This window comes from Neobacillus rhizosphaerae, from assembly GCF_937468385.1.
Lineage (GTDB): Bacteria > Bacillota > Bacilli > Bacillales > Cytobacillaceae > Neobacillus > Neobacillus rhizosphaerae.
On the sequence record NZ_CALBWS010000058.1, the window covers coordinates 1 to 10005 of the forward strand.

Genomic DNA, 10005 nt, shown 5'->3' on the forward strand with positions numbered 1-10005 from the left:
ATTTATCACTACAATTACAAACGTATTCAAAAGAAACTAAAACAACGCGCGCCGATTGAATATCGACACGCGTTGGCAGCTTAGCTTTTTTATGTTGTCTACTTGACAGGGGTAAGACCAAGGGCTTTCGGGTTTTTGTTTATCTAGCTCTATTTAGTTGGTTCCGTTTTTTTCCTTTTTATATACTTTATTATAACATATAGGAAAAAAAGAATTAAGAAGATGATTCCTAAATAAGGAACATAATCTGGATTTATGTGGAAGATTTTCCCTAGAAAATATCCAGCCATAATAAAGGGGATGATCCAGAGCAGTGTGCCCAGTAGGGAAAAGAGGAAAAACCTCCGAAAAGGAATGTTCGTTATCCCAGCAAAGTACGGGCTTATTTGCCTGATACCTGGCAGATAAAAACCAAACACGATGCTTTTACGAACATTTACTGTATATTTACTACTTACTTTTTCCCAGCGTTCATTGGTAATCCCTACATACTTGCCATATTTTTTGATAAAAGGGGCCCCGGCGTATCGTCCACACACATAGGCTGTCAGCATGCCGACAAACGCCCCAAGAAGGGAAGATCCCATAGCTAATCCCAAGGAGAGCCTGTGATGGACACACAGTACGCCGATTAAAAACAAGAGCGATTCTTCGGGCGCAGGAATGCCGACAATACCAAAGAATAAAAACAAGAAAATAACTAGGTATCCATATATTTCAATGTAATGTACAATCGTCTCAACATTCATAAATGCCCTCATAAATCTGTTAATGTCACAAATTTTGTTCCCTTTTTTATGTTTTCCTGTAAATAGATTTCTAAACTCTTGAGCATATAGCGGGGTGCTTCCTTATCCGCACCTAGCGTTTCCCCACAGTCATGGAGCAATAAAATCGAACCAGGCTCTGTTGCTGCCAGCAGTTGCTTAAGCAGACCGCTTTTCCCTTTTGCTTCCTTCCAATCTCCGAAGATATGCGACCAGAGGATTACCTTATATGATTTACTGATAAGCAGACTGAAAAGATTAAAACTCCCCCATGGCGGGCGGTAAAACCTTACTTTTTCATTCGTACATTCCATGATTGCCTGTTCTGTCAGCAGCAGCTGTTTTTTTAATTGAAGGGGTGAGAGAATCCAGCTTGAAGTATGTTCAAAATGATGAATTCCAATCGTATGGCCCTCTTGATTCATTCGTTTAATGATATCAGGGTACTTTTTCACCTTACTGCCGACTACAAAAAAAGTGGCCTTTACACCGTTCTTTTTTAATAGATCCAATAATTGTGGGGTATATTCAGGATTAGGACCGTCATCAAACGTTAAGGCGATTGCCTTTAGATTCGTCTTTTTAGTAATGCCCCAGCTGTTGATACGAATAAGCACTGTTGGCAAAATAGCATATAGAAGAAATAAAATGAATATTACGATAAGACTTATGATTACGATTTTAATCATTATTTCTCATTCCTTTTTGGTAAGAACAACTCCACCTCTGTTCCTATTCCCACCGTACTTTTTACTTTAATTTCACCACGGTGTTGCTTAATGATATTTTTGGCGATGGATAAGCCCAGCCCAGTTCCTCCAGTTTCCCTGCTTCTAGCCTTATCGACCCGGTAAAAACGTTCAAATATATTGTCAATTTCATACTCTGGTATACCGAGTCCATAATCTTTTACCGTAACCCTGGTTAACTTTTTCGAGTCTTCTAAGTAAACCTCTACTTTGTCCATACTATACTTTATCGCGTTATCTATTAAAATAATAATTACCTGTTTGAGCTTTAATTCATCTGCAATCACAGTAATCCAAGCTTCATTAAAGTGGAGGTTGATTTCACGCTTATAGGCTGCTTGAAGTTGTTTGCATATTTTCTCGCAAAAAGAAACTAAATTGAATTCTTTTGTTTCTAAACTATTTCCAGATTCAGTATCGGCTAAATCGAGAAACTTTTCTGTCATTTTTTGGATTCTAGTAGCTTCTGAATAAATCGATTCAATGGCATCATGGGCAACCTCTTCATTTCGTATTCCCCTTCTTAGTAGAAGGTCTGCATAGCTTTTAATAACCGTGAGTGGGGTTTTTAATTCATGAGAGGCATCCGAAATAAACTGTCGCTGTTTTTCTAAACTTGCTTCTAGTCTGCCAATCATTCGATTAAACGTAACGGCCAGTTTGTGCAGTTCGTCCTTTGTTTCATGTTGAATGACAATTTTTTTCGGAATACCACTTTGTTCAATATCCTCCATCGTGTTAATCATATTGGAAATAGGCCTCATGATTAGATTCGATAGCCATCTACCGCCTACTAGAGATAATACCGCTCCTAAAATCGTACAAAATGTAAGTATGGATAATAATAAGTCCTTTCCTAATTCCAAGCCTGCTAATTTCTTCCCAAACTCTAGTGTTCCAATAACTTGTCCGTTCGATTTGATTGGCACCCGAACAATAGCAATCTGTTCTTCTTGATTCTTTAATTTAATGGTCACACGTTCTGTTTCTTTTTTATCGGCAAATTTCGCCTTTATTTTAGCAGCCATCTGCTGATCATTTGTTACTTGATTGACAATTTTTGAATCAGGGTGAATGACCCGAATATAAGAATGGTTCGCAAGGTATGGCAGTAATTTTTCCTTCGTATCAGCAAGGGAGGTTTCCTTGTTAATTTCCTTTATCAATGTTTCTGCCTTCTGATGTAGTTCATCATCCTCCATATTGACAGTAATTTTCATAAAAGAAAAAAAGACCACTGAATTTACAGCAATTAATACACAAAGTACCCAAGCGGTCGTGATAAGGTTGATTTTTGTTGTAATCTTCATTTGCTTAATTCTCCCTTACTGTATAACCGATTCCCCTAATCGTTTGAATAATCGTTGGGTCAGAAAAGCCTTCTTCGATTTTCTTTCGTAAATGTCTGATAAACACATCGATGACATTTGTTTCCCCTTCATATTCATAGCCCCATACATGATACAGGATATTTTCCCTTGTGACGATTTTGTTTTTATTAGAAAGCAAATACACTAACAAATCAAATTCCTTCGGGGTTAACGTAACCGAAGTCTCCCCCCTGGTTACCTCTCTCGTTTCAACATTAACGGTTAGATCCCTAATAGCGAAAATGGAGTCATCCGATATTGAAGCCTTGACAGCAATGGAATTCTGACGAAGACAAGAGCGAATTCTCGCCAATAATTCCTCAATCTCAAATGGCTTTGTAATATAATCATTGGCTCCTTGGTCAAGACCAGCCACCTTATCCATCGTCATATTACGGGCAGTTAGTAAGATGACTGGTATGAGAGTATTTACTTTTCGAATTTTCCTTAATACTTCAATGCCATTCATTTCGGGCAGCATGACATCTAATAAGATTAAATCCAGTTTTTCGTTCAAGGCTGATTGCAATCCCGACTTTCCGTCATAAGCAACCACTACCTCATATCCTTCATACTCAAGTTCAATCTTTAGGATCTTTGCAATCTGTTTTTCATCCTCTACTACCAAAATACGCTGTTCCAAGGTTACCTCTCCTTTATGGTGCATTTCTCAAGGCGCCCATTCCAACTATTATGCGTAAAACGCTCCCCTCCAATGTAGCATTATTTTTACTTATATTTCTTTTTTTCATTGAATTTTAATCTTTTTGCACGCAAAAGAGTGCCTAACACCACAACCATTTTTGTTAGGCACTCTTTTTTATGAAGCTATTGAATGGGATTAGTTGATTCCTCCGTAACGAAGTCCTCTGTAGCGTGTTTTCGGATTGCCAAAACAAAGTCAGCAAGGAAGTAGAGTCCTGCTGCTGCCCCTATCCATGTCCAAAAAGGTTCAATGACTCCATACATTGTGACCATAGCTGGATGGACCCATTTCAAGCAAATCATTGACAGGAATACCCAACAAAGGGAAAAGGGTAAGCAAATATGACCATGCAGCTGCATCGGAGCGTCGGAATAATCCCACCATTGGCGATTGAATAATTTCTGCAGCAAGGCACCGCTCGCATACTCAACCAGCGTCGGAATGAAAAAGCATAGAAGGACTACAACCGCCCAATGTGTGCTTGGTGATATCAAAAAAACTAAGAGGAGCGGGGCAATGCCGTACATTGGCTTAAAAGGCCCCCATAAAAAATTGGCCTTAAAAAATGTACCCTTTGTGATGAAGTTATAGCTATTTTCTAGCAGCCAGCCAATAAACGCATACATCGTGAAATAAAAAAGGATAGCCGCCACTCCTTCTACATTAAAAATACCGGGAATTTGTACTTCCATACCATTCAGCAAGCTAATGATCATGGCTAAACCACCTTCCATGGATGGGAATTTTACTCCTATAGGTTTAACTTCAAAACTTCCAAATATACCAAAAAAAAACATAAAAAACTGTCATGAGCCTCAACTCCCAACCCAACCATTGATATAAATTTAGAGAACAAGCCGTAGTCACCTAATAAAGGCGGTGAGAGCAGAGCTAGACTTCACATCTTTCGTCTAGTGAAATGGGTATTTCATTTTAACTGGTTAAAGTGATCATTTTTGCGGCGCTCCGCCCCTTTTCCACAGAAAAAGGGAAATGCAAATTCAACCGGCTTGGTTAGGGAAACCAAGCCTTTCAAATTAAAATTTAATTTGATTAGGATTTTGCTCTCTGTTTTGAACTAAATTTTACAACGGAAGCTACCATGACGACCATGCTCCCTAAGCCGATCCAAGCTAAAACTGAAGTTGGATGGTTCCAGCTTAAGCCGTTGCCAAAGAAGCATGTCTCCCCTTTATTCGCCATTTAATGAACAAGTTGTTGATTATTATTCACATTGTTTATTATAATTGGTCTATCAGCAATAGCAATAAACACTAACTGATCAAGTGTTTTATTACTTAACACAATGCGATTTCCTGGTCATTTTTAACAGAAAAATTTTTATAAAGGGTGCGTGAATATGTTGGAACGACCAACAGATAGACGGATTATTCGAACAAAACGGTTGATCCGCGATGCTCTTACAGAGTTGATGGAGGAAAAAGGATTTGAAGTGATTACGGTCCGTGATTTGACAGAAAAAGCAGATATCAATCGCGGCACTTTTTATTTGCATTATCGGGATAAATTCGATTTATTAGATCAATGTGAAGATGAGATTATCAACGAGATTCAAAAGCTAACTCATAAGATAGATCCAAAAGATGCGTTAAAATTTGATGGTCAAAAAGAACCCTTCCCGTTTATCGTTTATTTGTTTGAATATTTACACGAGAATTCTAGTTTTATGAAGGTCGTCCTAGGTCCAAAGGGAGATGCATCATTTCAGGTAAAATTAAAGGAATTAATTCGAAGGACCTTTTTTCAAAATATCCTCTCCAAATTAAAACAGGAAGAAATGCTAGTCCCAGTTGATTTTCTCATTGCCTATGTCAGCTCAGCCCACCTCGGTGTGATCCAGCATTGGTTAGAAAGCGGGATGGAAAAATCACCGCGGGAAATGGCACTGATTTTATCGCGAATCACCCTTTTGGGTCCTAGACATGTTACAGGGTTGACTAGTAAAGAGCTATAAGGACAGTTTAACCAAGAGGGAATGGCTTTCTTATTGAATAAAATCAATTCACTAGGATTGGAAATTTTTTTTTGTTGCAAAAATTGAACTGCTGGTGATATTATAGACATTACTTGAAACATAAGTATAAAAAAATGAACCAATAGTTCGAGGGGAGATAATGATGGGATCATCCAATGTCAATAATAACCGTCCACCGTATGGGATTCTTGCCATCCTTATGATCGGGGCTTTTATTTCAATGTTAAACGAAACACTTTTAAATGTAGCACTGCCATCTATTATGAAGGATTTAGATGTCGAAACATCGACCGTTCAATGGCTTTCAACAGGATATATGCTGGTGAATGGAATTATGATACCGGCAACAGCCTTTTTGATTCAAAAATATTCCGTAAGAGGTTTATTCCTAACTGCGATTAGTTTATTTACAATTGGTACATTCCTTGCAGGATTCTCTACTGCTTTTCCTGTTTTATTAGTTGCTCGGTTAATCCAAGCTTCTGGATCAGCCATTATGATGCCACTATTAATGAACGTGATGTTAACAAGCTTCCCACCTGAAAAAAGAGGTGGAGCGATGGGGCTTTTCGGGTTAATTTTCATTTTTGCACCAGCAGTTGGACCGACATTATCAGGTTGGATGCTTGAGCATTTTGACTGGAGAATGTTATTTCATTTTGTCTCACCAATTGCAGTGATCGTTCTTTTAATTGGGTTTTTCTTGCTTAAAGATAAAAAAGAAAAAGTAGATATCCGTCTTGATTTACTTTCGCTATTGTTATCAAGTGTGGGCTTTGGCGGACTGTTGTATGGATTTAGCTCAGCAGGTAATAAGGGCTGGGATAGTCCACAAGTATATGTAACGATTATTGTCGGAGCGATTTCATTGATTGCGTTTATTTTCCGTCAACTTAGACTTGAAAAACCAATGCTTGAATTCAGAATTTATAAATACCCAATGTTTGCATTATCATCAGCAATATCTGTCGTCATCTCTATGGCCATGTTTTCAGCTATGTTGCTTTTACCAATCTATGTCCAAACAATTCGTGGAATTTCTCCAATGAAATCGGGCTTGATGATGCTACCAGGTGCGATTTTAATGGGAATTATGTCTCCTATCACTGGGAAATTATTTGATAAGATTGGTGGCCGGATATTAGCTGTTATTGGCTTAACCATTACTGTTCTAACCAGTTATTTCTTCAGCAAATTAACCCTTGATACATCTTATGCACATTTAATACTTTTATATTCAGCACGGATGTTTGGGATGTCGATGGTGATGATGCCCGTCATGACAAATGGCTTAAACCAATTGCCAGCACGATTCTATCCACACGGAACTGCGATGAACAGTACATTGCAACAGGTGTCGGGGGCAATTGGTTCAGCGTTGCTCGTCACAATTATGACAAGTCGTACGAAAGCACATGCAACCGACTTAGCGGCCTCTGCTATGAAACACTTAACCGAGAAACCTACTCCAGCAATATTAGCTGAAATGAAGCAACAGGTTGCCATGAAAGCGATGTTGGAAGGGATAAACGATTCATTCGTCGTTTCGGTTGGAATTGCCTGTATTGCTCTTGTTCTTGCCCTCTTTATTAAACGCGCAAAACAAGCTGAGGATCCAAACGAAGTGAAACCAACTGATCAACAAAAGATTGTCAAAAAATTAGTAGAAAACTAAGCTGTAAGGGGTGACGATATGTCACCTCTTTTTTTCATATGATACATACATTTGAAGAGGGTTCCTTTTAGAATTTTTGTATCCGAACAACTATTTGGTCAAGGAAATTTTCCGCCATCGAACTCTTTTTTTGAAATAATAAACATATTGCCCCGTTCTGTTCATTGTTAAAACCGTCTGGAGTTGTAAAATAATATCATAAGAACAGTTTATCTTCTGGGAGGTTATGAGAATGGATCCAACTATTAAAGTGGAACAAGTCAATAAAAGCTTTGGTAAAAAACCCGTTTTGAATGATGTCAACTTAACAATCCCAAAAGGGCAGTTATTCGGGTTCATCGGTCCTTCTGGGGCAGGGAAAACTACGCTTGTCAAAATGATTGTCGGCATGGAAAAGGCCGATAGCGGGACGATTCATGTTTTAAATCAAAAAATGCCCAATCTCGGTCTGCTGCAGGAAATCGGTTATATGGCCCAATCCGATGCCTTGTATGTAGAGTTAACAGGTGAAGAGAACCTGAAATTTTTCGCATCGCTTTATAAGCTGAATAAGGAGGAACAGAAACAGCGGATTGCCTATGCAGCTGGCTTAGTAAACCTGACAGCTGACTTAAAAAAACGGGTTGCCGCCTACTCCGGGGGAATGAAGCGGCGCTTATCACTGGCCATCGCGCTCATTCAAGATCCAAAGGTATTAATCCTTGATGAACCCACCGTCGGCATTGACCCCGAATTAAAATTGTCAATTTGGAATGAATTATTACGGTTGAAAAACGAAGAAGAAAAAACGATCATTGTAACCACCCATGTGATGGATGAAGCCGTGAAATGTGATTATGTAGCCATGGTAAGAGACGGGCGAATTATCACTAGCGGTTCACCAAACGAGTTAAAAGTGTTATACGAAACTGACGATTTTGATGAGGTATTCCTGAAAGCGGGGGTGAAACAAGCATGAGAGTCTTGGCATTAATCAAAAGAATTTGTCAGCAAATGTTCAGGGACAAACGAACCTTAGCCTTGTTGTTTGTCGCACCCTTATTAATTTTGACCCTGATGTACTTTTTATTTAATGGCAGTACCGTTAACCCGAAATTAGGTGTTGTCGGGATTGATGAAAATCTCGTAAAAATCATCGAAAAGGCAAAAATTGATGTAAAACAGTATGAGAAGGTAACCGCTAAAACAGTCGTAGATGACGACCTGGACGGTTTATTGGAGCAGGATAACGGAAAATTCAAGTTAACCTTGCAGAACGATGACCCCGGTACAGCGAAGGCTTTACAAATGAAGGTTAACCAAGCGGTCGCAGCGGCTGGCCAAATCAAGTTGATTCAGCAAAATCCTGCACTTGCGGCTAATATCACACAAAAAAACATTGAAACAAAATATGTTTACGGAAATAAAGACACCGTCTTTTTTGATGTATTAAGTCCGATTTTAGTCGGATACTTTGTCTTCTTCTTTGTGTTTATCATTTCAGGAATAGGATTATTGCGCGAGCGGACAACTGGTACATTGGAAAGGTTGATGTCAACGCCCATCCGAAGGACAGAAATTGTCACGGCCTATTTGGTTGGTTATGGTATATTTGCCGTTATTCAAACGATTATCGTCGTTTTCTATTCCATTAACGTTCTTGACTTGGTTCTTGTCGGTTCCATTTGGAATGTGCTCTTGATTAATTTACTGCTTGCATTGGTTGCATTATCTTTAGGGATTCTTTTATCGACTTTTGCAGCATCTGAATTCCAAATGATTCAATTTATCCCGATCGTGATTATTCCGCAGATCTTTTTTGCCGGAATTTTCCCACCAGAGGGAATGGCCGATTGGCTACGAGCCGTAGGAAAAATTATGCCCATCTACTACGCAGCAGGCGCATTAAAAGATGTTATGTATAAAGGGGCTGGCTTCAGCGAAATTAGCGGCGACCTTCTCGCCTTGGTCATCTTCGCAGCCATCTTCATCGTGCTTAATATCTTTGCCTTGAAAAAATACCGGAAATTATGACAAGAAAAGCGCAAGGCGCCTGCCTATCGGCGTATGGACTGGAGCGCTTCGACTGAGATATAGGAAACACGATGAGCGGAGCGAACCGATGTTGACTTATCGTAGGGAGAAGAGCGAAGTACACTAGCCGATGGCGCCTGGAGCTGGACATTTCTCGAAGTCCAATTTTATAAATTCTTATATTATAACAATAATGTAGATAAATACTCATCCACTATGAAGCAAAATAAAGGTGGGAATGAGAAGAGATTATCTCTGTTTCATCCAAGTCAAATAAGCATACAAAAAAGAGAGGGCATGCCTAAGCTTACCCTCTTTTTCGTGTGATTTTTATCGTATAGTTTTTATGCACCGCTCCAAGTGACCAACTATTTCAAGCTCATAGCATCTACAAAATTTAATGGGTAATTTAGCTGGCTTGAATTTGCTAATAACCTCTATTAGCTACCGGCCTCTCGCTTTTTTCACCGTTTCGGTCGTCAATAACCCCTATTGGCTACCGCTCTCTCGCTTTTTTTACCGTTTCGGTCGTCAATGACCTCTATTGGCTACCACGCTCTCCCTTTTTTCACCGTTTCGGTCACCAATGACCTCTATTGGTTACCACGCTCTCCCTTTTTTTACCGTTTCGGTCGCCAATGACCTCTATTGGTTACCACGCTCTCCCTTTTTTCACCGTTTCGGTCGCCAATGACCTCTATTGGTTACCACGCTCTCCCTTTTTTCACC

10 protein-coding genes are annotated in these 10005 nt (G+C 39.3%); 5 read left to right on the plus strand and 5 right to left on the minus strand.

All coding sequences use genetic code 11. The features are described 5' to 3' along the window. A complete protein-coding gene (locus M5A78_RS25085) occupies positions 1-84 on the plus strand; it encodes an IS3 family transposase (protein WP_406603694.1) in 84 nt (27 codons plus the stop codon). A gap of 65 nt (positions 85-149) precedes the next feature. Here M5A78_RS25085 and M5A78_RS24395 read toward each other — a convergent pair whose 3' ends face one another. From M5A78_RS24395 to M5A78_RS24415, 5 genes are all read right to left on the minus strand, one after another. After that, positions 150-749 (minus strand): DedA family protein, encoded by a 600-nt coding sequence (locus M5A78_RS24395; protein ID WP_248737857.1) that lies wholly within the window; start codon positions 747-749, stop codon positions 150-152. Positions 750-757: 8 nt separating this feature from the next. Beyond that, positions 758-1456 carry a polysaccharide deacetylase family protein gene (locus M5A78_RS24400; protein WP_248737858.1) on the minus strand — a complete coding sequence of 233 codons (699 nt, stop codon included), beginning with the start codon at positions 1454-1456 and terminating at the stop codon, positions 758-760. Beyond that, complete coding sequence (locus M5A78_RS24405; protein ID WP_248737859.1) at positions 1456-2826, minus strand: sensor histidine kinase; 1371 nt, start codon at positions 2824-2826, stop codon at positions 1456-1458. Before M5A78_RS24405 ends, M5A78_RS24400 begins: the two co-directional genes overlap by 1 nt. A gap of 4 nt (positions 2827-2830) precedes the next feature. Then, positions 2831-3529, minus strand: a complete 699-nt coding sequence (locus M5A78_RS24410) for a response regulator transcription factor (RefSeq protein WP_248737860.1) — start codon at positions 3527-3529, stop codon at positions 2831-2833. 185 nt (positions 3530-3714) lie between these two features. After that, entirely contained in the window at positions 3715-4308 is a 594-nt protein-coding gene (locus M5A78_RS24415) for a putative ABC transporter permease (protein ID WP_248737861.1), read from the minus strand. A gap of 644 nt (positions 4309-4952) precedes the next feature. Between M5A78_RS24415 and M5A78_RS24420 the strand changes: the two genes are divergently transcribed. From M5A78_RS24420 to M5A78_RS24435, 4 genes are all read left to right on the plus strand, one after another. Next, on the plus strand, positions 4953-5567 hold the full coding sequence (locus M5A78_RS24420; RefSeq protein ID WP_248737862.1) for a TetR/AcrR family transcriptional regulator: 615 nt from the start codon (positions 4953-4955) through the stop codon (positions 5565-5567). Between the two features lie 163 nt (positions 5568-5730). Then, positions 5731-7263: a DHA2 family efflux MFS transporter permease subunit gene (locus tag M5A78_RS24425; RefSeq protein ID WP_248737865.1), complete on the plus strand. Its 1533-nt coding sequence runs from the start codon at positions 5731-5733 to the stop codon at positions 7261-7263. A 232-nt stretch (positions 7264-7495) separates the two neighbouring features. Further along, positions 7496-8221 carry an ABC transporter ATP-binding protein gene (locus M5A78_RS24430; RefSeq protein WP_248737863.1) on the plus strand — a complete coding sequence of 242 codons (726 nt, stop codon included), beginning with the start codon at positions 7496-7498 and terminating at the stop codon, positions 8219-8221. Beyond that, on the plus strand, positions 8218-9276 hold the full coding sequence (locus M5A78_RS24435) for an ABC transporter permease (protein ID WP_248737864.1): 1059 nt from the start codon (positions 8218-8220) through the stop codon (positions 9274-9276). The genes M5A78_RS24430 and M5A78_RS24435 overlap by 4 nt, the downstream gene beginning before the upstream one ends. Positions 9277-10005: the final 729 nt, after the last annotated feature.